25 protein-coding genes and 1 tRNA gene are annotated in these 23,594 nt (G+C 24.4%); 11 read left to right on the plus strand and 15 right to left on the minus strand.

All coding sequences use genetic code 11. The features are described 5' to 3' along the window. Positions 1 to 87: 87 nt before the first annotated feature. The 12 genes from AB4W50_RS01290 to greA form a co-directional block, all read right to left on the minus strand. A complete protein-coding gene (locus AB4W50_RS01290) occupies positions 88 to 1,725 on the minus strand; it encodes a DEAD/DEAH box helicase (RefSeq protein ID WP_367676977.1) in 1,638 nt (545 codons plus the stop codon). A 155-nt stretch (positions 1,726 to 1,880) separates the two neighbouring features. Further along, on the minus strand, positions 1,881 to 3,971 hold the full coding sequence (gene pnp / locus AB4W50_RS01295) for a polyribonucleotide nucleotidyltransferase (RefSeq protein ID WP_367676978.1): 2,091 nt from the start codon (positions 3,969 to 3,971) through the stop codon (positions 1,881 to 1,883). A gap of 124 nt (positions 3,972 to 4,095) precedes the next feature. Beyond that, on the minus strand, positions 4,096 to 4,353 hold the full coding sequence (rpsO, locus tag AB4W50_RS01300) for a 30S ribosomal protein S15 (RefSeq protein WP_367676979.1): 258 nt from the start codon (positions 4,351 to 4,353) through the stop codon (positions 4,096 to 4,098). A gap of 51 nt (positions 4,354 to 4,404) precedes the next feature. After that, positions 4,405 to 5,316: a tRNA pseudouridine(55) synthase TruB gene (truB, locus tag AB4W50_RS01305; RefSeq protein WP_367676980.1), complete on the minus strand. Its 912-nt coding sequence runs from the start codon at positions 5,314 to 5,316 to the stop codon at positions 4,405 to 4,407. Between the two features lie 46 nt (positions 5,317 to 5,362). Further along, positions 5,363 to 5,758 carry a 30S ribosome-binding factor RbfA gene (gene rbfA / locus AB4W50_RS01310; protein WP_367676981.1) on the minus strand — a complete coding sequence of 132 codons (396 nt, stop codon included), beginning with the start codon at positions 5,756 to 5,758 and terminating at the stop codon, positions 5,363 to 5,365. Between the two features lie 39 nt (positions 5,759 to 5,797). Then, entirely contained in the window at positions 5,798 to 8,326 is a 2,529-nt protein-coding gene (infB, locus tag AB4W50_RS01315) for a translation initiation factor IF-2 (RefSeq protein ID WP_367676982.1), read from the minus strand. Between the two features lie 167 nt (positions 8,327 to 8,493). Then, positions 8,494 to 9,777 carry a transcription termination factor NusA gene (nusA, locus tag AB4W50_RS01320; RefSeq protein WP_367676983.1) on the minus strand — a complete coding sequence of 428 codons (1,284 nt, stop codon included), beginning with the start codon at positions 9,775 to 9,777 and terminating at the stop codon, positions 8,494 to 8,496. A gap of 231 nt (positions 9,778 to 10,008) precedes the next feature. Beyond that, a tRNA-Leu gene (locus AB4W50_RS01325) sits at positions 10,009 to 10,091 on the minus strand. A 75-nt stretch (positions 10,092 to 10,166) separates the two neighbouring features. Beyond that, positions 10,167 to 10,394, minus strand: coding sequence for a preprotein translocase subunit SecG (gene secG, locus AB4W50_RS01330; protein ID WP_367676984.1), 228 nt, complete (start codon positions 10,392 to 10,394; stop codon positions 10,167 to 10,169). Positions 10,395 to 10,616: 222 nt separating this feature from the next. Then, on the minus strand, positions 10,617 to 12,464 hold the full coding sequence (gene ftsH / locus AB4W50_RS01335) for an ATP-dependent zinc metalloprotease FtsH (RefSeq protein WP_367676985.1): 1,848 nt from the start codon (positions 12,462 to 12,464) through the stop codon (positions 10,617 to 10,619). Positions 12,465 to 12,516: 52 nt separating this feature from the next. Next, positions 12,517 to 13,143, minus strand: a complete 627-nt coding sequence (locus tag AB4W50_RS01340; protein ID WP_367676986.1) for an RlmE family RNA methyltransferase — start codon at positions 13,141 to 13,143, stop codon at positions 12,517 to 12,519. Positions 13,144 to 13,295: 152 nt separating this feature from the next. Continuing rightward, positions 13,296 to 13,772: a transcription elongation factor GreA gene (gene greA, locus AB4W50_RS01345; RefSeq protein WP_367676987.1), complete on the minus strand. Its 477-nt coding sequence runs from the start codon at positions 13,770 to 13,772 to the stop codon at positions 13,296 to 13,298. A 209-nt stretch (positions 13,773 to 13,981) separates the two neighbouring features. Here greA and AB4W50_RS01350 point away from each other — a divergent pair, with 209 nt between their 5' ends. The 4 genes from AB4W50_RS01350 to obgE all read left to right on the plus strand — a co-directional run bounded on the left by AB4W50_RS01350 (position 13,982) and on the right by obgE (position 16,233). Then, a complete protein-coding gene (locus AB4W50_RS01350) occupies positions 13,982 to 14,233 on the plus strand; it encodes a BolA/IbaG family iron-sulfur metabolism protein (RefSeq protein WP_367676988.1) in 252 nt (83 codons plus the stop codon). Between the two features lie 259 nt (positions 14,234 to 14,492). Further along, positions 14,493 to 14,807: a 50S ribosomal protein L21 gene (gene rplU / locus AB4W50_RS01355; protein WP_367676989.1), complete on the plus strand. Its 315-nt coding sequence runs from the start codon at positions 14,493 to 14,495 to the stop codon at positions 14,805 to 14,807. Positions 14,808 to 14,828: 21 nt separating this feature from the next. After that, complete coding sequence (gene rpmA, locus AB4W50_RS01360; protein WP_367676990.1) at positions 14,829 to 15,083, plus strand: 50S ribosomal protein L27; 255 nt, start codon at positions 14,829 to 14,831, stop codon at positions 15,081 to 15,083. A 121-nt stretch (positions 15,084 to 15,204) separates the two neighbouring features. Next, complete coding sequence (gene obgE, locus AB4W50_RS01365; RefSeq protein ID WP_367676991.1) at positions 15,205 to 16,233, plus strand: GTPase ObgE; 1,029 nt, start codon at positions 15,205 to 15,207, stop codon at positions 16,231 to 16,233. 110 nt (positions 16,234 to 16,343) lie between these two features. Here obgE and rpsI read toward each other — a convergent pair whose 3' ends face one another. After that, positions 16,344 to 16,736 (minus strand): 30S ribosomal protein S9, encoded by a 393-nt coding sequence (rpsI, locus tag AB4W50_RS01370; RefSeq protein ID WP_367676992.1) that lies wholly within the window; start codon positions 16,734 to 16,736, stop codon positions 16,344 to 16,346. A gap of 17 nt (positions 16,737 to 16,753) precedes the next feature. Beyond that, the gene (rplM, locus tag AB4W50_RS01375) at positions 16,754 to 17,182 is read right to left on the minus strand and encodes a 50S ribosomal protein L13 (RefSeq protein ID WP_367676993.1); all 429 of its coding nucleotides are present in this window, start codon (positions 17,180 to 17,182) and stop codon (positions 16,754 to 16,756) included. 206 nt (positions 17,183 to 17,388) lie between these two features. Here rplM and AB4W50_RS01380 point away from each other — a divergent pair, with 206 nt between their 5' ends. The 7 genes from AB4W50_RS01380 to aroQ all read left to right on the plus strand — a co-directional run bounded on the left by AB4W50_RS01380 (position 17,389) and on the right by aroQ (position 22,712). After that, complete coding sequence (locus AB4W50_RS01380; protein WP_367676994.1) at positions 17,389 to 18,528, plus strand: chorismate mutase; 1,140 nt, start codon at positions 17,389 to 17,391, stop codon at positions 18,526 to 18,528. 87 nt (positions 18,529 to 18,615) lie between these two features. After that, a complete protein-coding gene (gene ffh, locus AB4W50_RS01385) occupies positions 18,616 to 19,959 on the plus strand; it encodes a signal recognition particle protein (RefSeq protein ID WP_367676995.1) in 1,344 nt (447 codons plus the stop codon). A gap of 104 nt (positions 19,960 to 20,063) precedes the next feature. Then, positions 20,064 to 20,315 (plus strand): 30S ribosomal protein S16, encoded by a 252-nt coding sequence (gene rpsP / locus AB4W50_RS01390; protein ID WP_367676996.1) that lies wholly within the window; start codon positions 20,064 to 20,066, stop codon positions 20,313 to 20,315. 30 nt (positions 20,316 to 20,345) lie between these two features. Then, positions 20,346 to 20,867, plus strand: a complete 522-nt coding sequence (rimM, locus tag AB4W50_RS01395; protein ID WP_367676997.1) for a ribosome maturation factor RimM — start codon at positions 20,346 to 20,348, stop codon at positions 20,865 to 20,867. 28 nt (positions 20,868 to 20,895) lie between these two features. Further along, positions 20,896 to 21,627, plus strand: a complete 732-nt coding sequence (trmD, locus tag AB4W50_RS01400; protein WP_367676998.1) for a tRNA (guanosine(37)-N1)-methyltransferase TrmD — start codon at positions 20,896 to 20,898, stop codon at positions 21,625 to 21,627. Positions 21,628 to 21,655: 28 nt separating this feature from the next. Next, positions 21,656 to 22,003, plus strand: a complete 348-nt coding sequence (rplS, locus tag AB4W50_RS01405; protein WP_367676999.1) for a 50S ribosomal protein L19 — start codon at positions 21,656 to 21,658, stop codon at positions 22,001 to 22,003. A 256-nt stretch (positions 22,004 to 22,259) separates the two neighbouring features. Further along, entirely contained in the window at positions 22,260 to 22,712 is a 453-nt protein-coding gene (aroQ, locus tag AB4W50_RS01410; RefSeq protein ID WP_367677000.1) for a type II 3-dehydroquinate dehydratase, read from the plus strand. Between the two features lie 103 nt (positions 22,713 to 22,815). Here aroQ and AB4W50_RS01415 read toward each other — a convergent pair whose 3' ends face one another. After that, the gene (locus AB4W50_RS01415) at positions 22,816 to 23,556 is read right to left on the minus strand and encodes an RluA family pseudouridine synthase (protein WP_367677001.1); all 741 of its coding nucleotides are present in this window, start codon (positions 23,554 to 23,556) and stop codon (positions 22,816 to 22,818) included. Between the last annotated feature and the right edge of the window lie 38 nt (positions 23,557 to 23,594).

The following is a 23,594-nucleotide window of genomic DNA, read 5'->3' on the forward strand; positions in this document are numbered from 1 at the left end:
AAAAAGTACAATTAAAAAATAGTTTATATATGACATAAATAAGAAATATTAAAAAAATTAATATAAATAATATAAATATTTTATACACTATTTATTATGATATAATATCATGTTAATTGGTTTATTCAGAATTCTCGTATGTGATAAATTCTTAAAAATATCTTTTGGTAAATTCTGTGATAACTCTAAAGTAGAATATTTAGGATAAATTTTTACATTTCCAATATTATAACTGCTAATTCGTCCTTCATTAGCAATAGCACCAACAATATGTCTTACTTCAACTCCATCATTATGACCCACATCAATACGATACAAACACATACTAGATTTTGTATGATAAATTTTTGTTTTGTTATATTTTTTTTTAATATTTTGTTTTAAAAAAATTTTACGATTATTAGTAGGATTTTCTGTAACAATTAATGGACGTCCACCTTGTGCCATCTTTAATAAAGCAGCAGATAAGATATCTATATCAAACTTATTTTTCTCATTAATTTTTTTTAATAATGCACAATATTGATCTAAATCTTTACTTTCTAATTCTATGAGCAATTTTTTATAAAATTTATTAATTCGACATTGGCTTAATAACTGTGAATTAGGTAATTCTACTTTACGTATTGGTTGTTTAATAATACGTTCAATGTTTTTTAATAGTCTACGTTCACGATACTCAACAAATAATAAAGCACAACCCATACGACCAGCACGACCTGTACGACCAATTCTATGAATATATGATTCAGCATCCATAGGAATATCATAATTAATCACTAAACTAATTCTATCTACATCTAATCCTCTTGCTGCAACATCAGTTGCAATTAAAATATCTAACCTGCCATCTTTTAATCGTTCTAAAGTTTGTTCTCGAATATTTTGATTCATATCTCCGTTTAATGCTGCACTATTATATCCATGGCGTTCTAATGCTTCAGAAATCTCCAAAGTAGCACTTTTAGTACGTACAAAAATAATTGTAGCAGAAAAATCTTCTGATTCCAGAAATCGTATTAAACCATCTGTCTTTCTACCACACACAATCCAATAACTTTGTTTAATATTTGGTTGTGTTAAAATATTAGATTGAATCTGGATTTCTTTTGGAAAAACCATAAACTTTTGTGCAATCATTTTAATAGCCCGAGGCATAGTTGCAGAAAATAATGCTGTTTGATGTTTTTTAGGTATTTTTAACATAATATTTTCAACATCTTCTATAAACCCCATTCTTAACATTTCATCAGCTTCATCTAAAACTAAAGATCGTAAATTAGATAAATTTAACGTTCCCCGATTTAAATGATCCAGTAATCTTCCTGGAGTTCCAACAATAACTTGAGGACCTGTTTTTAATATTTTTAACTGTATTTCATACCTTTGTCCTCCATATAATGCTAATACTTTAATATTCATCATATACTGAGCAAATTCTGAAAATGATTTAGATACTTGAATAGCTAATTCTCGAGTAGGTGTTAAAACTAAAATTTGCGGACACTTTAACTGAACAAGAATATTATTTAATAATGGAAGTGCAAATGCAGCAGTTTTTCCACTTCCAGTTTGCGCCATTCCTAAAACATCTTTTCCCATTAAAAGATAAGGAATACATAACTGTTGAATAGGTGATGGTTTAATATATTGCATTTTTTTTAATGCTTTGATAAGCGCAGTATTTAAACCAAAATGTAAAAACGAGTTATTATTTTGAATCATGTATTATACATACCTTGTCAAGTTGTAATAATATATTTATATTATTGAATATAAATATATTTTTTTATATAATTTACAAAAAAACAAATCCAAAATAAAATTTATAAAAAAATTCATAAAAACTTTATTTTGAATAATTAAAATTCATCGTACTGTTAAGATGTATTAACAGCTTTTATACTTAATCTTAATCTACCTTGTCGATCAACTTCTAATACCTTTACTGAAACTTTTTGTTCAATACATAAATAATCTGTTACTTTTTCTACTCTCTGATTTGCTATTTGTGAAATATGTACCAAACCTTCCTTGCCAAAACCAATAGATACAAAAGCACCAAATTCTGTAATACGTACAACCTTTCCATGATATATTTGTCCAGCTTTAACTTCGGAAGTAATTTCACGAATTCGTTTAATAGCATGTTTAGCTTTACCTGCAACGGTAGAAGAAATTTTAATTATCCCATTATCTTGAATTTCAATTACAGTACCTGTTTCTTCTGTTAACATACGAATAATTGATCCACCTTTACCGATAACATCTTTAATTTTCTCTGGATTAATTTTCATAGTATGAATACGTGGAGCAAATTCAGAAATATTACTTCTTGGAGTACTAATCGATTTTTTCATGGTCTTTAAAATATATAACCGTGCTTTTTTTGCTTCATATAAGGCATCTTCTAAAATATCATTTGTAATACCAGTTGTTTTTATATCCATTTGTAAAGCAGTAATCCCTGTTTCTGTACCGGCAACTTTAAAATCCATATCTCCTAAATGATCTTCATCTCCTAAAATATCAGATAAAATTACATATTTATCTTGATCTTTAACTAAACCCATTGCTATTCCAGCAACAGCCGATTTTATTGGAATACCAGCATCCATGAGTGCTAAAGATGCTCCACATACTGAAGCCATTGATGAAGAACCATTCGATTCAGTTATTTCTGAAACTATTCTAATAGTATATGGAAATTCATCTACTTTCGGCATAACAGCTAACATACTTCGTTTAGCTAATTTACCATGACCAATTTCTCTTCTTTTTGGAGATCCTAAAATACCAATCTCTCCTACAGAATAAGGTGGAAAATTGTAATGAAATAGAAAATTATCTATTCTGTCTCCTAATAATTCATCTAAATTTTGTGCATCTCTAGCAGTACCCAAAGTTACAGAAACTAAAGACTGTGTTTCCCCTCTCGTAAATAAAGCAGAACCATGTACTCGAGGTAGAATTCCCATACGAATATCTAAATCTCGAATTGCATTACATTTCCGTCCATCAATACGATTTTCTTCATGTAATATTTTATCTCTTACAATCTTTCTTTCGATATTATATAAAATATTTTCTATTTCAGATTCTGAAAAATCAACATCATCAGATATTAATTTTTGTATTACAGTATTACGAATAATATCTAAAGATTCATGTCGTTGTTTTTTATTAAAAACTTGATATGCTGTAATAATATCCGATTTACAAAATTGAGTAATATAATTAAATAATTCATGTTGTTCAATATTTTTTTCAATATAATCCCATGGTGTAATATTAACATCTTGAACAAATAAACAAATATTATCAATTAATTGTTGTTGTTGTTTATGACCGAATATAATAGCCTGTAAAACCTGTTTTTCACTTAATAAATGTGCTTCAGCTTCTACCATTAAAATTGCATTCTTTGTTCCAGATACTACTAAATCTAACTTAGTATGTTTCATATCATCTGTTGTTGGATTTAAAACATATTCATTATTAATATATCCAACTCTTGCTGCACCAACTGGACCTAAAAAAGGCATACCGGATAATTTTAATGCTGTCGAAGCTCCAATAATTGCTACAATATCAGGATTAATTTTTGGATTTACAGATACTACTGTAGCAGTGATTTGTATTTCATTTAAAAAATCTACCGGAAATAAAGGACGAATTGGACGATCAATTAATCGTGCAGTCAATATTTCATTTTCACTTGGTCTACCTTCTCGTCTAAAAAATCCTCCTGGTATACGGCCAGCAGCATATGTACGCTCTTGATATGTTATATTTAAAGGAAAAAATTTTTGATTTACATCAGTTTTTTTTTTACCTACCACAGTTACTAAAACGGTAGTATCATCCATAGTTACCATAACTGATGAAGTTGCTTGTCTGGCTATCATTCCTGTTGATAAAGTAACAGTATGTTTACCATACTGAAATTTTTTAATAATTTCATTTAACACAATAAAATCCTTATTTTATGTTAATACGTTGAAAATAACATAAAAAGAGCTTTTCTGCCCTTTTTATGATATAAAAAATATTTTTATGAATTATTATTTAATTATGTATATAATATATTATTTTTTAGTGTCGTAATTCTAATTTTGCAATAATGTTATTATATCGAATCATACTAATATTTTTTAAATAATCTAATAATTTACGTCTTTTAGAAACCATTTTTAATAAACCGAGTTTGCTTGAAAAATCTTTTTTATGTATATCGAAATGTTTTTTTAAATAATTAATATGATAACTTAATAAAGCAATTTGCACTTCTGACTTACCTGTATTTTTTACATCCATACCATACTCTAATATAAGTTTTGTTTTTTTTTTCATAAATTCTTCACATCCTAAAGATATAATACATTTTATAAAATTCATCTTTGATTAAATATTTAATAATTTACATAAAATTAACTGACCGATTTGGTTTATTTTTCCTAAGATAAACATTTTATTATTGTTTTGTATAGTAATTCTAAAAAATTTTGGAGTATCGCTATTAAAAAAATATATTCTATTTTTTATATCATGTATGGAATTATAGTCTGAGCAAATCATTTCAGGTAATGTAAAGAATAAAGCTTGTACTGGTATTAAAAATTTTAATAATATATGATGAGATATATTACTAGGATATTTTTTAACTACAGTATTCAATTGATGTAAAGTAATAGCACGAGTTATTTTATAAGAACTTACTCGCAATCTTCTCAAAGATATGACATGAGCACCACATTTTAATAATACTCCTAAATCATGTACTAATCTGCGAACATATGTACCTTTAGAACATGTAATTTTTAAAGTAATAAATGTATTATTATATTCTATACAACGTAATTTATAAATTCTAATATTACGTGTAATTTTCGGAATAGAAATATTTTTTCTTGCGTACTTATATAATGCACGACCTCTATATTTTATCGCAGAGTAAATTGGTACAATTTGAACAATTCGTTTTTTTAATATATGTAAAGATGAATATAAATCTAAATAAGAAAACTGTACTTTTTTAGTATTTAATATTACACCTTGAGAATCGTAAGTTGCAGTAACCTCACCCAATTTAGCAACAACATAATAACACTTTTTAGAATTATTTATTTGTTCTACAAATTTTGTACTTTCTCCAAAACAAATAGGTAATAATCCTGTTGCTAAAGGATCTAGAGTACCAATATAACCTGCTTTTTTAGCACAAAAAATTTTTTTTACTTTTTGAAGTATGTAATTTGATGATATACCTTTTGGTTTATCAAATAATAACATACCATTAACATTATTTTTATACATTATTCTACTTAATTTACATTATAGAAAATATAATATTAAAATAAATTTATATTGTTTTGAGTAAATTTGTAATTTTCATACCTTTAGCAAAAGAATCATCGTTATAAAAAATAAGAATAGGGATTTTTCGTAACTGCAATATTTTACATAATATACTACGAATATAACCAGAAGCTTTTTTTAAAATACACAATACATTATCTTTTTTATTTTCTACACTTACTTTATTGTTTAATACATTAGTCTTATCTATATAACTAATAAAAACTTTTGCACATGATAAATCACGAGACAGTTTTACCATAGAAACTGTAATAAAAGAACTTATTCTTGGATCTCTAAACTGATTTTGTAAAATATTTGATATCGCTTTCTTTAACTCTTGTGATATACGTATATAACGATAAGATTTTTTTTGATAATTCTTATATAATAATTTCATATATTATTAATATCTATCATAAATATATTAAATTTAATTTCAGTTCTTGATTTCTATTGTATTGAATGATTCTATCACATCTCCAATACAAATGTCATTATAATTTTTTATTCCAATACCGCATTCTTTACCAACACCCACTTCTTTGACATCTTCTTTAAAACGTCGTAAAGATTCCAATTCACCTTTATAAATTATATTTTTATTTCTTAAAATACGAATAGGACAACTCCTTTTGATAATACCATGAATTACCATACAACCGGCAACAAAAATAGATTTTGTAGGTTTAAAAATATCCCTAATTTCAGCTGATCCAATAATAATCATTTTATATTTAGGAGACATCATACCTGAAACAATTAACTTTATATCATCAATTAAATGATATATAACAGAATAATAACGAGCATCTATATTCTCTGTTTTTATTGCACGTTTAGCTAATATATTTGGTTCAACATTAAATCCGATAATTATTGCATGTGTTGCTACTGCAAATGCAACATCAGTTTCTGTAATGTTTCCAACATTAGCACTAATAATTTTAATGCAAATATGCTGATTAGATAAGTTTTGTATAACGTGTGTAACAGCTTCTAATGATCCTTTTACATCAGATTTTAAAATTACATATAATATAGAAGATTCATTTTTATTTAAATTTTTAAACATATCATGTACATCTATTTTTTTTACATTCGCTATTTTTTTTTCTTTTAATTGAATTGTTCTATATAATGCAATTTCACGCGCTTTTTTTTCATTTTCAACAGTATAAAAAATATCTCCACTAGTTGGTATACCTGATAATCCAAGTATTTCTATAGGAATAGATGGACCAGCATATTTTACTTCAACTCCAAACGAATCTTTCATTGCACGTACTTTACCGTAATATACACCACATAATATATTATCCCCTTTTTCTAATTTTCCTTCACGAATTAATACAGTTGTTATTGGACCACGTTTTTTATCAAGTCTAGCTTCAATTACTACACCATTAGCCATACCAGATGTTCTAGCAGAAAGTTCTAATATTTCAGATTGTAATAATATTGCATGTAATAATTCATCAATTCCTTGACCAGTAATAGCAGAAATATTAACAAAAATTGTTTCACCACCCAATTCTTCTGACATAATTTCGTATTTCATTAGTTCTTTTTTAATTCTTTCAGGATTTGCTTCCGGTTTATCAATTTTATTTATTGCAACTAATACTGGAACTCCAGCAGATTTTGCATGTTGAATAGCTTCTATAGTTTGTGGTTTTACTCCATCATCGCCTGCTACAACTAAAACTACAATATCAGTAATTTGCACACCTCGAGCACGCATTGCTGTAAATGCAGCATGACCTGGTGTATCTAAAAAAGTAATGAGTCCACCTTTTGTTTTTACATAATAAGCACCAATATGTTGAGTAATTCCACCAGCTTCATGACTTGCTATTTTAGTAGAACGAATATAGTCTAATAAAGATGTTTTACCATGATCAACATGTCCCATAATTGTAACTACAGGAGGTCTAATTGTTTTTAAAGAATTTCTATTTAAACTTTCAGTTTCTTGCAAAATTATTTCTTCTACATTATTATTTTTTTTTAAAATTGCTTTATGTCCCATTTCTTCAATGATTAATTGCGCTGTTTCTTGATCAATAATTTGATTTTCTGTAACAACATTACCCATACTCATGATTTTTTTAATTAATTCTGTACTTTTTATTGACATCTTTTTTGATAATTCTAATATTGAAATCATTTGATTAATAAAAATTTTTTTAACAACATGTTTTTTTGGTTTAATAAAATCTTGATGTAATACACGATACTTATGTTTTTTTAAAAATTTTTTATCTTTACTATTTTTAATAATACGATTTTTATTATTTCTTTGATCTTTTTTATTACGAAGGTTCACATTATATTCAACAACAGTATTAACATCAGATAATTTACTTAAATTAACTATTTTTTTTAAATCTTGTCCAGCAGACATTTTTTTTACCATTAACCGATTTGATGTGGTAATTTTATTTTTTTTTAAAATATTAACTGCATTCTTTTTGTAATGTATTGTATTTTTTGAACTTACATTTTTCTTTGAAATCAGAGTATCTGATTTTTTTATAAAAATATTTTTTTTATCGCTATTTTGTGTTATTGAACTCATATTTCTTGTTTGTAAATTATTTTTCTTCAATAACTTATTATTTGTATCATGAAGTTTATTACCTGATGCAGAATATGTTTTATCATCTATTTTTTTATCAATAATATTTTTATGTATATTAATCGTACGTAATATATCAGGAGAAGCATTTTTTTCTTTAACATTAATTGGACAATTAATAACATTATCTGTATATTTTTTTTTATGTACCATTCCTAGTGATAACTCATTTTTTGAAGATAAATAATGTAACAATAATTTTTTTTCTTGTAATGTTACACGATCATTTTTATCTTTTTTAATACCAATATTAGAAAAATTTTTTATTAATTCAGCAATAGTAATATTCATTTCATATGATAAAGATTGTAAAGTAATATTAATCATATTATTCCTTATAATTTACATCAAATTTGTATCACAGTAATACAAGATAAGATATTATTATTAACAAAATTATTTTATTATATAAATAAATTATGTTAATATCATAAAAACTTTCAGTTAAAAAAAATTCCCTATATGAAATATTTTTAAATATAATTACTAATATACTACAAAAAAGAATGACAATTATTGATTATTAATAAATGTGTCAAATAATTATCTGACTGCTCTTGAACAGTATTTGCAATACGAGCACTTATACCTTTAATTCCAATTAATATATGATATGGAGTACATATTAATTCCGATAAAGATGAAAGACCAGCATATATTAATATATTAACAATTTTACTATTTACATTTAAACATTTATTAAAAAGAGCACGAATTTTATTAATTTTAATTTTATTCTTATCACTTGCATCATTTGCTGCCATAATATTTAATTCCCAACCACTTAATTGAGCTACTAATCTTACATTTTGACCATTTCTACCAATTGCTTGTGCTAAATTTTTTTCATTTACTATAATATCCATTGCATGTATATTATTATGTACAATTACAGATGAAACACGTATTGGAGACATAGCATTTATTACAAACTGTACTGGATCATGATGCCATAAAATAACATCTATTCTTTCTCCACTCATTTCTTCAGATACAGATTGTACGCGTGCACCACGCATACCAACACAAGCACCAACTGGATCTATTTTTTTATCATATGTTTTAACAGCGACTTTAGCACGTAAACCAGGATCCCTAGCAACAACCTGAATTTTAACGAGTTTTTGCGTAATTTCTGGTACTTCAATACGAAATAATTCCACTAACATTTCAGCCCGAGCACGGCTAAGAAACAATTGCATACCATTAGAGGTTGACTGTATTTCATATAATACACCACGCACACGATCTCCAACAATAAATTGTTCTTTTGGTAACATATCCCTTCTTAGAATAATTCCATCAATATAATTTCCTAAATCTAAAATCATAAAATCGCGATTAATTTTTTTAATTGTACCTTGAATAATTTTACCTTTATATTGATGAAATTTATTAGAAATCATTAAACATTCTGCTTCTCGTACTTTTTTTATAATAATTTTTTTTGCTTCTTGAGTAGAAATTCTATCAAAATTTATTGATTGAATTTTATTTTCTATAAATTCACTAATTTGTACTGCTGGATTATTAATACGTGCTTCTCTTAAATAAATTTCTCTTTCTTTATGAACAACACATCCCACAACAGTCCATCTACGATAAGTATTCACATTTCCATTGTCTCGATCGATATTCACTCTAACATCAATATCATGAGTATATTGTTTTTTTGTTGCTATTTTCAATGCAAGTTCTAATGCTTCAAATATTTTTTCACGTGGCAAAGATTTTTCACGAGAAACCAATTCCACTACTGACAAAATTTCTCTATTCATTACATCAACTCCGAGATGTACAATATCTTAATAAAAAAATATACTACATATATTGTATTAATAAAATATTATATTATATTTTTTAGTAATCCAGCTATCATGCAACAAATATAAAATACATAACAATAATTATCAATGTAATATAAAAAATCAATTTAAAAAATTACAATAAAATAATTTCAATACATATTTTAAAAATATTATTCAAATATTTTTATAAATCTTAAATTATACCGAGAGTGGGATTTGAACCCACATGCTATAAAAGCACTATCCCCTCAAGATAGCGTGTCTACCAATTTCACCATCCCGGCAAAAATGTAATATTAGATTTTCATTTACACTATACAATCTATATCATTTAATATTTTTTTAATTACTATATATTATTACACATCCAAAATACAGATAATTATACTAAATATAAAAAACAATATAATAAAAATTTTAGTTATTGTATTTAAAATAGAATCACGACAAATAAAATTTAATATACTAAATTTATTATTATATCTACTAAAATTATATAAATCATTATAATTTGCAGGATTTAACATAATTAAGGTTATTAAAATAAAACAAACAATAATAAAAACAAAAAAAATTAACTTATACATACAGTTTACTTATCCTAAGTACAAAAAAATGATAAAATAAAAATAATATTAAAATAGTATGTAAAATATTTACCTACTATTACTCAAATTTCAAATAATAGTAGGTATTTATCAATTTAATAACTTTATAACTAATAATCAAATATTATATAAATATTTGAATATATGATTAACATATTAAATAAAAATTTGTACCATATGTTATAAAAAATACATAAAAAACTAAAAATTTTTATCAGCATCGTTTTCCCAATTTATAGGATGACGCACTGTTTTACGATTCATCAAATCATCAATTTGCATAGCATCTATTGTTTCATATTTCATTAATGCATCTTTCATAGCATGTAAAATATCTAAATTGTCTTTTAAAATTTTTTTTGCCCGATTATAATTTTTTTCAATTAATAATTTAATTTCTTGGTCAATAATACTAGCTGTAATATCAGATATATATTTAGTGTGAGAAAACGTATTATTAAAAATAACATCAGTATCTTCATTAGTATACAATAATGGACCTAATTTTTCTGAAAAACCCCATTTTGTCACCATATTTCTAGCCAAATTAGTAGCTACTTTAATATCATTCACTGATCCAGTCGAAACTTTCTGTGTTCCATAAATTATTTCTTCAGCTAAACGACCACCATACAACGTCGATATTTGACTTTCTATTTTTTCTCTACTCAAGTTAATAACATCAGATTCAGGTAAAAAAAATGTTACACCTAAAGCACGACCACGTGGTACAATAGTAACTTTATGAGCTGGATCATGTTCAGGTACCAGCCTACCAATAATAACATGACCTGATTCATGATATGCTGTAAATTCTCGTTGTAATTCTGTCATAACCATAGAACGTCTTTCAGAACCAATCAATATTTTATCTTTCGCTTGTTCAAAATCTGACATTGACACAACTTTTTGATTAAAACGAGCAGCACACAATGCAGATTCATTAACTAAATTTGATAAATCAGCTCCAGAAAAACCAGGAGTACCACGCGCAATAACCATAGTATCAACATCAGTAGATAACGGAATATTTTTCATATGTACTTGTAAAATTTTTTCTCTACCTAAAATATCAGGTAATGAAACTACAACTTGTCTATCAAAACGGCCAGGTCTTAGCAATGCTGAATCTAAAACATCTGGTCGATTAGTTGCAGCAATTAAAATAATACCTTCATTCCCTTCAAAACCATCCATTTCAACTAACATTTGATTTAATGTTTGTTCTCTTTCATCATTTCCTCCACCAAATGCACTACCCCTTTGTCGTCCTACAGCATCGATTTCATCAATAAAAATTATACAAGGAGCAATTTTTCGTGCATGATTAAAAACATCACGTACACGAGATGCACCAACTCCAACAAACATTTCAACAAAATCTGAACCAGATAATGTTAAAAATGATACTTTTGCTTCTCCCGCAATAGCTTTTGCAAGTAATGTCTTACCAGTTCCAGGAGGACCAATCATTAATATACCTTTTGGAATTTTTCCACCTAACTTTTGAAATTTTTTTGGTTCTTTTAAATACTCGACTAATTCACGTACTTCTTCTTTTGCTTCATCACATCCTGCAACGTCTGCAAAACTAATCTTAATTTTTTTATCAAAAAAAATACGTGTTTTACTTTTTCCAAAAGAATTTATACCTTTACCAACATTATTTTTAACTTGCCTCATAAAATAAAACCAAACACCAATTAATAATAATGTAGGAAACCAAGAGATAAAAATTGAAAATAAAATACTTTTCTGTTTCGGAGGAATTCCGGATATAATAATATGCTTTGATAAAAGCCTATTTAATAACTTTGTATCATGCATAGGAATATATGTTGTATATTTACTATTGTCTTTTTTAATAAAATTAATATAATTTCCATTAATTCGTACTTTTTTAATTTCATTTTTTTCTATGATAGATAAAAAAGTAGTATAATCAGTATTATGTATCTTTTTACTATTAATATTTAAACCAATTAATGCAAAAATACAACAAACAAATATTACTAACCAAAACAATGAATTTTTGACTATATCACGCAAAACATTAACCTCATTGCAAGTACAATTATTTTTAAACAAATTAAAATATATATTATTTTTTAAAATCTCGTGCTAAGATAAAAACTTCACGAGAATGATTACGTGAAGCATTAGGTTTACAAATTTTTATCGTAGTAAAAAAACAGCCTAATTTATTTAAAAAATCTCCAAAACCTAATCCCTGAAATACTTTTACTAAAAAAGTTCCTCGTTTACATAACGTTGCAACAGCAATTTTCATTGCCAATTCAGATAAATTAAGAGATCGGGGTATATCTATAGAAGATATACCAGTAATATTTGGAGACATGTCGGACATTACTAAACTAATTTGTTTAGTTATAGTATGGTTAAGTATTTGATTAAATATTTTTTCCTGCATAAGATTGCCTTGGAAAAAATATACTCCAGGAATTGGATTCATATTATTAATATCACAAGATATAACATGTCCACATTTACCAAGTATTTTAATAGCGTATTTTGACCAACTACCAGGCGCAGATCCTAAATCAATAACATTCATACCACGTACAAACAAACAATATTTAATATGTATATCATGTAATTTAAACCATGCACGAGAACGTAAATTATTTTGACGAGCGCATTGTACAAAACGATCCTTAAAATTTCGTTTTAACCACCGTTTTGAACTAGAAGAGTATTTTTTTTTCATGTAAATCAGTTTATAAAATTATTTATTTATTCTATTTTCAATAAATATAATATTTTTTAATTATAACATTTCAATTAAATATTTTTTTGAAAATATTGTATAAGGTGCTTATAGAAAATATAAAAATATGTATTTTAAAATAAATAATATTTTTAAATATATTGTACATTTAATATTTTATATTTAATAGTCCCGGAAGGTGTATCAACTGCTACAATATCTAAAATTTTCTTACCAATTAAACTTCTCGCAATAGGTGAATTAATTGATATTAAACCATCTTTAAAATTCGATTCATCATCACCCACAATACAAAAGATAAACTCTTTTTTTGAATTTAAATTTAATACACTGACAGTAGATCCAAAAACAACTTTACCATTAAACGAAATATTTTTAATATCAATAATTTGTGCATGATATAATTTTGATTCAATATCTTTAATACGTTTTTCACAAAATGCTTGTTCCTCTCTAGCTGCATGATATTCTGCATTCTCTTTAAGATCACCATGTTTCCTTGATTCAGAAATTGCAGAAATAATTTTTGGTCTAACAACATTCTTTAATTTTTTTAGTTCTATATGTAGTTTCTCATAACCTTTAATAGTCATTGGAATTTTATTCATAATACACTTTCCTTATATGTAAAATATCATTGCATTTAATATATTTTTATTATAATTACTATAAAAATATACAAAACAAATTAAATAAATTATCTAATATAAAATATATAAAGTTTTTATTGAAAAATATATCAATAATTTTAAACAAGATCTTATGTTAAGATAAAGATATAAATATAAAAAATATCACACAATTAAAATAAAAAAATATGAATAATAATAATCTTAAATTACATATTCAAAAACATGTACAATTAGAAAAAATATATTTAAAAGGTGATGAAAATCATATACATATTATTGCAATCGGAACAATTTTTACTAATTTAAAGCATATTGCAAGACAAAAATTAATTTACAAACCATTAACAGAATATATTATCGCAAAAAAAATTCATGCTATTACAATCGATACATTTACTCCTATCGAATGGGAAAAAGAAAAAAAAAAATATATCTAAATTTTAACTCATAATATTTATAAATTATTCTATATAATAATAAATTTTTATAATTAATTTTAATATTCGTATTATCACAAACTGATGTAACAAAACTGTCCAAATAATGCAATATAATACCGAAATAATATTAAATCATTTATACATGTTAAATAAAAATAAAATTGTATTAATAATACTTTATTCTGTATTATATTCCTATTTTAAATAATTTACATGTCTTAAATTGAAATAATCTTACTTATTAATAGGAGTATTTATGTACGTAGTGTTTTTACATGGAGGCAAACAATATCAAGCACATCAAGGACAAATTATAAAACTAGATAAAATTAATTTTAAAACAGGTGATCAACTTCATATAAATAATATTCTAATGATAGTTAATAATGAAAATATCACAATAGGTAAACCTAATATTAAAAATAGTAGTATTATAAGTCAAATTATACGACATGGCAGACAAAAAAAAGTAAAAATTATTAAATTTAGACGAAGAAAACATTATAAAAAACAACAAGGACATCGTCAACATTTTACAGAAGTAAAAATTATTGATATTATTACTACATAAAAATATTTTATAGGGAAAAATATGGCACAAAAAAAAGCTGGCGGTTCTACTAGAAATGGACGTGATTCACATTCTAAAAGATTAGGTATAAAAAAATTTGGAGGAGAATATGTACTTTCTGGATCAATTATTGTTAGACAAAGAGGAACAAAATTTCATCCCGGAAATAATACAAAATTAGGGAAAGATCATACAATATTTGCAATTAAACATGGGAGAGTTAAGTTTGAACAGAAAGGATTAAAAAATAAAAAATATGTAAGTATAATAATTTAATAAAATATTTATATATTAATTTTTACATTTATATTACTCCTTTATTGAAAAAATAAGGGGTAATTATTAGATTATAATTATACTGAAAAATTTACACATTATTATTAAAGAGATGTATTAAATGAAATTTATTGATCAAATTGAAATACAAGTTACTGCCGGTAATGGAGGGAATGGATGTATACATTTTAGAAGAGCAAAATTTGAACCAAAAGGTGGTCCAGATGGAGGTAATGGCGGGAAAGGAGGTGATATTTGGATAAAAACAGATCGTAATTTAAATACATTAGTGGATTATAGATTTAATAAACATATTATTGCTGAAAATGGATATACTGGAAAATCTAAAAATCAATCTGGAAAAAAAGGGTCTGATAAAACTATATATGTTCCTATTGGAACAAGAATTATTAACAGTATTACAAATGAAATTATTGCTGATTTAAAATATATACATTCAAAAATTTTAATCGTAAAAGGCGGTCGCAAAGGAATTGGTAATACACGATTCCGTTCATCGATTAACCGTACACCATACAAAAAAACATATGGCGGTACAGGTGAAACATTGCATATTAAATTAGAATTAATCTTAATAGCAGACGTTGGAATTATTGGTTTACCAAATTCAGGTAAATCAACACTAGTACAATCTATTTCACAAGCAAAACCAAAAGTTGGACCATATCCATTTACTACACTAATTCCTACTTTAGGTACTGTTAAATTGAATAATCAGGATAAATTTGTTATAGCAGATATTCCTGGACTAATTCAAGGTGCATCTTACGGAATAGGATTAGGGATAAAATTTCTACAACACATTAAAAGATGTCATATTTTATTACATTTAATTGATATTTTAGAAGAAACAAAAATTATTATAAATAATATTTACATTATTGAATCAGAGCTAAAAAAATACAGTAGAAACTTATATAATAAACCTATATGGCTAGTATTTAATAAAATAGATAACTGTAATACAAATCATATAATACAAAAAATTATTTCTATAAAAAATAAAATTTCTACTAAAAGAAAAGTTTTTTTTATTTCAGCAATACAAAATATAGGAACAAAAAAATTATGTAATTTTTTGTTAAAATATCTAAAACGGTATTCTAAAAATCTGATAAACGAAAATTAAAGTTTAAATTATAAACTCAATTAATTAAAATCTTTATATAGAATACAATCCGGATATTTATCCATTCCGGATTTGAAATAATATAATAACTTAATAACATAAAAAATATATTATCGTTTAGAAAACTGTGGTTTTTTCCTTGCTTTTCTTAATCCTACTTTTTTTCTTTCTACTTGTCTAGAATCACGTGTTAAAAATCCAGATTTTCTCAGAATACACCTAAAACTTTCATCATATTCAACTAAAGAACGTGCAATACCTTGTCGAATTGCCCCTGCTTGCCCGGATATTCCTCCACCTTTTACGGTAATATAGAAATTAAATTTATTTAACATATTTGTTATTTCTAACGGCTGTAAAATAATCATACGTGCAGTTTCAATAGGAAAATATTTTAAAAGATCTTTTTGATTAATAATAATATTTCCAATTCCAAATTTACAAAATATGCGCGCAGAAGAACTTTTTCGACGACCAGTAGCATAATTATGATAATGATTCATATTGGTATTTTCCAAAGTTAAATATTTAATAATGTTGGTTTTTGCGCATTATGTTCATGTAAGTTATGAGCATATACTTTTAATTTTTTTAACATAACACGGCCTAAAGGACCTTTTGGTAACATGCCTTTAACAGCTATTTTAAGAATCTTTGATGGATTTTGTAATAATAAATCTTGAAAAGATATTTTTTTAATACCACCAATATATCCAGTATGTTGATAATAAATTTTATTTAGCTTTTTATTACCAGTAACAATAATTTTTTCGGCATTAATAACAACAATAAAATCTCCAGTATCCACATGAGGAGTGTATTGAACTTTATGTTTACCTTTCAAATAATGCGCTATTCTAGCTGCAAATCTACCTAATATTTTATTTGTTGCATCAACATAATACCAAGTTTTTTGAGTATTATTAACAGTTGCTACAAAACTTTTCATATATATCCTTAATTTATGTACAATCTTTAAAAATGTAAAGTACAATAAAAATTTATTAAAATAATAAGCTATAATTTCTTTTATTAATTTAAAAAATATCACATGCAAATTATTATCTATAAATATTTTTATGGAACAAAAAATAAATTTTAATTCAATTTAAAATAATATAATATACTTCATTTAAAAAATATGGTGTTAGTCTCATGGAATTAAAAAAAATATTGTTAAATTTACGTAATACAATTAATGAAATTGATGAATTAATATTAAATTTATTATCTAAAAGAAGAAAAATAGCAATAAAAATTGCAAAAAAAAAAATAGCTAACAATTTTCCAATAAAAGATCAAAACCGAGAAAACGAATTATTACAAAAACTATTACATATTGGAAAATTATATCAATTACCAGAAAAATATATCCAAAAAATATTTCAAATAATCATCCAAGACTCTGTTATGATACAACAACAAATAAAAATACAATTAAATCAAAAAAATAACTTTAAAAAAAAAATATTTTCCTGTCTTGGACCGTATGGTTCATATTCATATATTATAAGTACAAAATTTACCACACAATATTATAAAAATTACATTATAAAAGAATATAACAATTTTCAAGATATATTTGTTTCTATAGAAAATAATCAATCTCATTACGCAATTGTCCCTATCGAGAATAGTACGTCTGGTTTTATTTATGAAGTATATCATTTATTATGTTCAAAAAAATTAACAATTGTTGGCGAATGTTATTTACCTATTAAAAATTGCTTACTTGTAAAACCAGGAACTAAATTTAAAGAAATTAATCATGTTTACAGTCATAACCAAGTATTTAAACAATGTAGTATATTTATTACAAAGTTTCCAAACTGGAATACTCAATATACACATAGCACAGCTCAAGCAATGCAAATTGTTTCACAAAATAATAATAATAATACTGCTGCTATTGGTAATAAAAATAGTGCAAAATTTTATAAATTGCACCCTATATTAAAACAAATCTCTAATATTAAAAATAATAATACTAGATTTTTTATTTTAACAAAAAATAATATCCTAATATCTGATATAACATCAAATAAAATAACAGTACTTTTAAAAACTAAAGAAATGATACTTTTTAAAATAATACTATTATTATATTCTCAAAATATTCCAATTATACAATTAGAATCCAATTTAGATTATCAAAACAACATAAAAGAAATTATTTATCTAGAAATTCAAGCACACATTAAAGATAGTAGAATTCAAAAAATACTCAAAATACTCAAAAAAAAAGATATTTCAATACAAATTTTAGGTTGTTATCCTGTATTTAATATATTATAAATTATAAAAAAATTTAAAGTATATGCATAATATAACAAATACCAATGTTATTTATAAAAAATATTATAACCATTTGAGATATATATCATGTTTAATAATCTTACAAAAAAATTTATATCAATTATTAAAGATATTTCTGGATATGGAAGAATTACAGAAAAAAAATTAAATGATTCTCTTAGAAAAATTCGAATTACTTTATTAGAAGCTGATGTAGCATTATCCGTAATTCAAAAAATAATTAATAAAATCAAGATATCAATTATCGGAAAAAATATTAATCTTCATCTCACACCAGGACAAGAGTTTGTTAAAATTTTAAAACAAGAACTAATATCAATTATGAGTACTAAAAATACTAATATTTCATTATCAAAAAAAAAACTTAGTGTAGTTTTAATGGTTGGACTACAAGGTTGTGGAAAAACTAGTACAGTAGGAAAATTAGGATATTTTATATCTAAAAAATATAAAAAAAATGTTTTAGTTGCTTCAACAGACGTATACCGTCCAGCAGCAATCAAACAATTACAAATTATATCAAAACAAGCTCAAATTAACTGCTTTAAATCACCTAATATTACTGATCCTATTAAACTTAGTATTCTTGCTTTACAAGAAGCACAAAAAAAATTATATGATGTATTAATATTAGATACTGCTGGAAGATTACATACCGATCAAAAAATGATGAAAGAAATATATGATATACAAAAAATAACACAACCAACAGAAATATTATTTGTTATTGATTCCATGATGGGACAAGATACTATTAATATAGCAAAAAAATTTAATGATATATTAACAATTTCTGGTTTAATATTAACTAAAGTTGATAGTGATGCTAGAGGTGGTTCCGCATTATCTGCAAGTTATATTACAAAACAACCAATTAAATTTATCAGTACTGGAGAAAAAATCACATCATTTTCTATATTTCAACCAGAAAGAATAATTTCAAAAATGTTAGGTATGGGTGATATATTATCCATAATAGAAAATATAGATCAAAAAATAAAAAAAAAAGAAAAAAACCAATTAATCAATAAAAAACATAAATTTAATTTAAATGATTTTAAACAACAAATCCAAAAAATAAAAAAAATTGGTGGAATTAATACATTACTATCATGTATACCAACACAAAATATACAAATAAATAAAATACAAAAACAACAAAATGAAAAAACACTTAATACTATTACCGCAATAATTAATTCCATGACACCAATTGAAAGACTAAAGCCAGAAATTATAAAAAATTCAAGGAAAAACCGTATTGCACAAGGATCTGGAACATCTGTACAAGATATAAATAAATTATTAAAACAATTTAACGAATTAAAAAAGGTTATGAAAAAAATTAAAAATATTGGTATAAAAAACTTATTTCAAAATATAAAAAATATTATACCAAATATGTTATAAAATTTATTATGTCATATTTCCCATGATATTAATAAAATAAAAAATATGATTAATACTGTATAACAAAAAAAAACAAATTATATTTTTAAACTTAAGAGGATTGTATGATTAAAATTAGATTATCACTACAGGGTACTAAAAAAAAACCATTTTACAATATTATTGTTGCTGATAGCAGATCGCCTCGAGATGGAAAATTTATTGAACAACTCGGTTTTTTAAATCCAAATAAATCATGTAAAATACAAAACATGCATTTAAATATCCCACGTATACAATATTGGATTAAAAATGGCGCTATACCAACAAAAAAAATAAAACAATTAATTAAATTCACTATACAAAATAAAATATAAAATTTTATTCAAAAATATATATCATACAATATGAAAGATTTATTAATTATTGGAAAAGTTGGTGCTGTATATGGTATTCTTGGTTGGAATAAAATTTTTTCCTATACAGAAAAAAAAAATAATATTTTACAGTATCAACCTTGGTTTTTATATCATAATAATACATGGAATCAATTTTTTTTAAAATATCAAAAAATATGTAACAAAAAAATTATAGTTCAATTTAAAAATATTCATACTAGAAATCAAGCTAAATTTTTAACAAATAATATTATTGCAATTCAAAAAATTAAACTCCCAAAACTAAATCATTTAGAATATTACTGGTATGATATCATTACATGTCAAGTATTTGATAAAAATAAAATCTATATTGGAGAAGTAAAGAATATTATAAGAACGAAAACAAATGATATTTTAGTAATTAAAAATAAAAAATCTAATCAAAAAGAAATTTTAATTCCATTTATTGAAAATGTATTTATTAAAAATGTATATTTAAATACAAAAACTATCCAATTGAATAAATCTATATTAAAATTATATACTTGAAATAAATTAAAATTAATTAAGGTGAAAAATGTGGATTGGTATTATTACGATATTTCCAAAAATGTTCCATTGTATTATAAATAGCGGAATTATCAGAAAAGCACTAAATAAAAAAAATATTTCTATTAACATTTGGAATTTAAGACAATTTTCAGATAAAAAGAATCATAAAATTGATGACCATCCATATGGAGGTGGACCAGGGATGGTTATGACTGCGCAACCATTACGATCAGCAATTCAAGCAGCAAAAAATTGTTCTCCAAAAGATACTCTTGTAATTTATTTATCGCCTCAGGGAAATACTATAAACCAAAAAAAAATCAATGATATTGCTAAAACAGTCGGAATAATACTCATATGTGGTAGATATGAAGGAATAGATGAACGAATAATTGAAAATTATATTGATGAAGAATGGTCAATTGGAGATTATATAGTATCTGGAGGAGAATTACCTGCCATGATTATCATTGATGCAATTTCAAGATTACAGCCAGGAGTTTTAAAAAAATATTCTATACAAGAAGAATCATTTTATAATGGATTATTAGACTACCCACATTATACCAGACCCAAAAATATAGATGGCAATTTTGTCCCCAAAGTACTACTATCTGGTAACCACAAACATATTACACAATGGAAAATGAAACACGCGTTAAAAAATACCTTATTTAAAAGACCTGATTTATTTAAAAAAATCTGTTTATCTAACGAACAAAAAAAAATAATACAAAAATTTAAAAAAAATAATTAATTTACATTAATAATTTAGAGTAAATCATATGAAACCAAAAATTATTCAAGAAATTGAAAAAAAACAAATGAACAAGAATATACCTAAATTTCGACCTGGAGATACATTAGAAATCAAAGTATGGGTTATAGAATCAGCTAAAAAACGTTTACAATCTTTTGAAGGTATTGTTATTGCAATTAAAAATAGACAGTTACAATCTTCATTTGTTATTCGAAAATTGTCGAATGGAGAAGGTACTGAACGTGTATTTCAAATGTATTCTAATATTATTGAAAATATTATAGTTAAAAAAAAAGGCTTAGTACGAAAAGCAAAATTATATTATTTAAGAAATAAAATTGGTAAATCTGCTCGAATTAAAGAACGAATGTAATAAATACAATACTTTATTTTAATGTGAATATGCAGTCATATGATATTTTTGACTGCAAAATTTTTTTAATATAACATCAAGATATATTAAAAATATGTATCATAAACATATACAATATATTTAATTTAATAATTAAAAAATGCATATATTAGATTAGGTAATAAAAATAATAATTAAAATCTTTACAAAAATTTAAAACTTATCTATTATGAATTTATACTAAAAATATAAATCATGAAAAAATAATATAAATTAAATGACTGATTTTAACATATTAATTTTAAACGGACCTAATTTAAATTTATTAGGGACACGCGAATCAAATATATATGGAAAAAATAATTTAGATCAAATAATAAAACAACTTAATCAAATCGCAAAAAAAAAAAATACAAACATTACACATATTCAATCTAATGCAGAACATATTTTAATTGAACAAATTCAAAAATCAAAAAAATATGATTATATCATTATTAATCCGGGAGCCTTAACACATACTAGTATAGCTTTAAGAGATGCATTTTTATCTGTTCAAACACCATTCATAGAAGTACATATTTCTAACATCTATGCTAGAGAAAAGTTTAGATCACATTCTTGGTTATCTGATATTTCAAATGGTGTTATTTCAGGATTAGGAATAGAAGGATATTACTGTGCTTTAAAAACAGCTGTAAAAAGATTACATAAAAAAATATCAAAATAATAAATACCTATACACTATACTTTAATCCTAATAAAAAATGTATATATTGTTTTTATAAATATACATTCTGAAAATTGAATTTTTAAGAATTGGAAATATTTAACTACAAATATTTCATAATAGCGACCATATCTTCAGGTAAAGTAGCATAACAATCTATTAAAATATTTGTAATTGGATGAAAAAATTTAATATGACTTGCGTGTAACGCTTGACGAGAAAATAAATTAATTTTTTTTAAAAATTTTATATTAATATTTCTAGGAAAATAATTACTTATTTTATATATAGGATCACCAAGAATAGGATGTTTGATATGTAACATATGAACACGAATTTGATGAGTACGACCACTTTCTAACTGAATATGTATATGTGTATAAAAATTAAATCTCTGTACTATTTGATAATGAGTTACTGATGGTTTTCCAGAAATATTAACCATCATACACGTTCTTTTTTTAGTATTTCTAGTAATAGGTGCAGATACTGTACCACCTGATATTATATGTCCGATAACAAATGCATCATATTTACGAGTAATTTTTCTATCTTTTATTAAAGTAATTAGTTTATTATAAGTCAAATTATTTTTAGCTATAATCATTAAACCAGTTGTATTTTTATCTAAACGATGTACTATACCAGCTCTAGGTATTTTTGATAAATATTTTTTTTTATGTAATAAAATATCCATTAAAGTACCATTTAAATTTCCACATCCAGGATGTACAACTAATCCTGCAGGTTTATTAATTAATAATATATGTTCATCTTCATAAATTATTTTTAAAATATAATTTGGTAAAACAGATAATGACATTTTCCTTATATATAAAAACATAATCCTCCTTATTTAACTATTTAGTATAAAAAAATTAA

The organism is Buchnera aphidicola (Takecallis arundicolens) (assembly GCF_964058945.1).
Taxonomy (GTDB): domain Bacteria; phylum Pseudomonadota; class Gammaproteobacteria; order Enterobacterales; family Enterobacteriaceae; genus Buchnera_L; species Buchnera_L aphidicola_AH.

Bases quoted from the DNA above. Each gene is read 5' to 3' on its own strand.
- AB4W50_RS01290 (WP_367676977.1), bottom strand. From the start codon at position 1,725: ATGATTCAAAATAATAACTCGTTTTTACATTTTGGTTTAAATACTGCG.
- rpsO (WP_367676979.1), bottom strand. From the start codon at position 4,353: ATGAAAAAAAAAACAAAACTTATATTAGAGTATGGTATGGATGTAAAA.
- truB (WP_367676980.1), bottom strand. From the start codon at position 5,316: ATGTATAAAAATAATGTTAATGGTATGTTATTATTTGATAAACCAAAA.
- rbfA (WP_367676981.1), bottom strand. From the start codon at position 5,758: ATGAAATTATTATATAAGAATTATCAAAAAAAATCTTATCGTTATATA.
- infB (WP_367676982.1), bottom strand. From the start codon at position 8,326: ATGATTAATATTACTTTACAATCTTTATCATATGAAATGAATATTACT.
- nusA (WP_367676983.1), bottom strand. From the start codon at position 9,777: ATGAATAGAGAAATTTTGTCAGTAGTGGAATTGGTTTCTCGTGAAAAA.
- secG (WP_367676984.1), bottom strand. From the start codon at position 10,394: ATGTATAAGTTAATTTTTTTTGTTTTTATTATTGTTTGTTTTATTTTA.
- AB4W50_RS01340 (WP_367676986.1), bottom strand. From the start codon at position 13,143: ATGAAAAAAAAATACTCTTCTAGTTCAAAACGGTGGTTAAAACGAAAT.
- greA (WP_367676987.1), bottom strand. From the start codon at position 13,772: ATGAATAAAATTCCAATGACTATTAAAGGTTATGAGAAACTACATATA.
- AB4W50_RS01350 (WP_367676988.1), top strand. From the start codon at position 13,982: ATGAATAATAATAATCTTAAATTACATATTCAAAAACATGTACAATTA.
- rplU (WP_367676989.1), top strand. From the start codon at position 14,493: ATGTACGTAGTGTTTTTACATGGAGGCAAACAATATCAAGCACATCAA.
- rpmA (WP_367676990.1), top strand. From the start codon at position 14,829: ATGGCACAAAAAAAAGCTGGCGGTTCTACTAGAAATGGACGTGATTCA.
- obgE (WP_367676991.1), top strand. From the start codon at position 15,205: ATGAAATTTATTGATCAAATTGAAATACAAGTTACTGCCGGTAATGGA.
- rpsI (WP_367676992.1), bottom strand. From the start codon at position 16,736: ATGAATCATTATCATAATTATGCTACTGGTCGTCGAAAAAGTTCTTCT.
- rplM (WP_367676993.1), bottom strand. From the start codon at position 17,182: ATGAAAAGTTTTGTAGCAACTGTTAATAATACTCAAAAAACTTGGTAT.
- AB4W50_RS01380 (WP_367676994.1), top strand. From the start codon at position 17,389: ATGGAATTAAAAAAAATATTGTTAAATTTACGTAATACAATTAATGAA.
- ffh (WP_367676995.1), top strand. From the start codon at position 18,616: ATGTTTAATAATCTTACAAAAAAATTTATATCAATTATTAAAGATATT.
- rpsP (WP_367676996.1), top strand. From the start codon at position 20,064: ATGATTAAAATTAGATTATCACTACAGGGTACTAAAAAAAAACCATTT.
- rimM (WP_367676997.1), top strand. From the start codon at position 20,346: ATGAAAGATTTATTAATTATTGGAAAAGTTGGTGCTGTATATGGTATT.
- trmD (WP_367676998.1), top strand. From the start codon at position 20,896: ATGTGGATTGGTATTATTACGATATTTCCAAAAATGTTCCATTGTATT.
- rplS (WP_367676999.1), top strand. From the start codon at position 21,656: ATGAAACCAAAAATTATTCAAGAAATTGAAAAAAAACAAATGAACAAG.
- aroQ (WP_367677000.1), top strand. From the start codon at position 22,260: ATGACTGATTTTAACATATTAATTTTAAACGGACCTAATTTAAATTTA.
- AB4W50_RS01415 (WP_367677001.1), bottom strand. From the start codon at position 23,556: ATGTTTTTATATATAAGGAAAATGTCATTATCTGTTTTACCAAATTAT.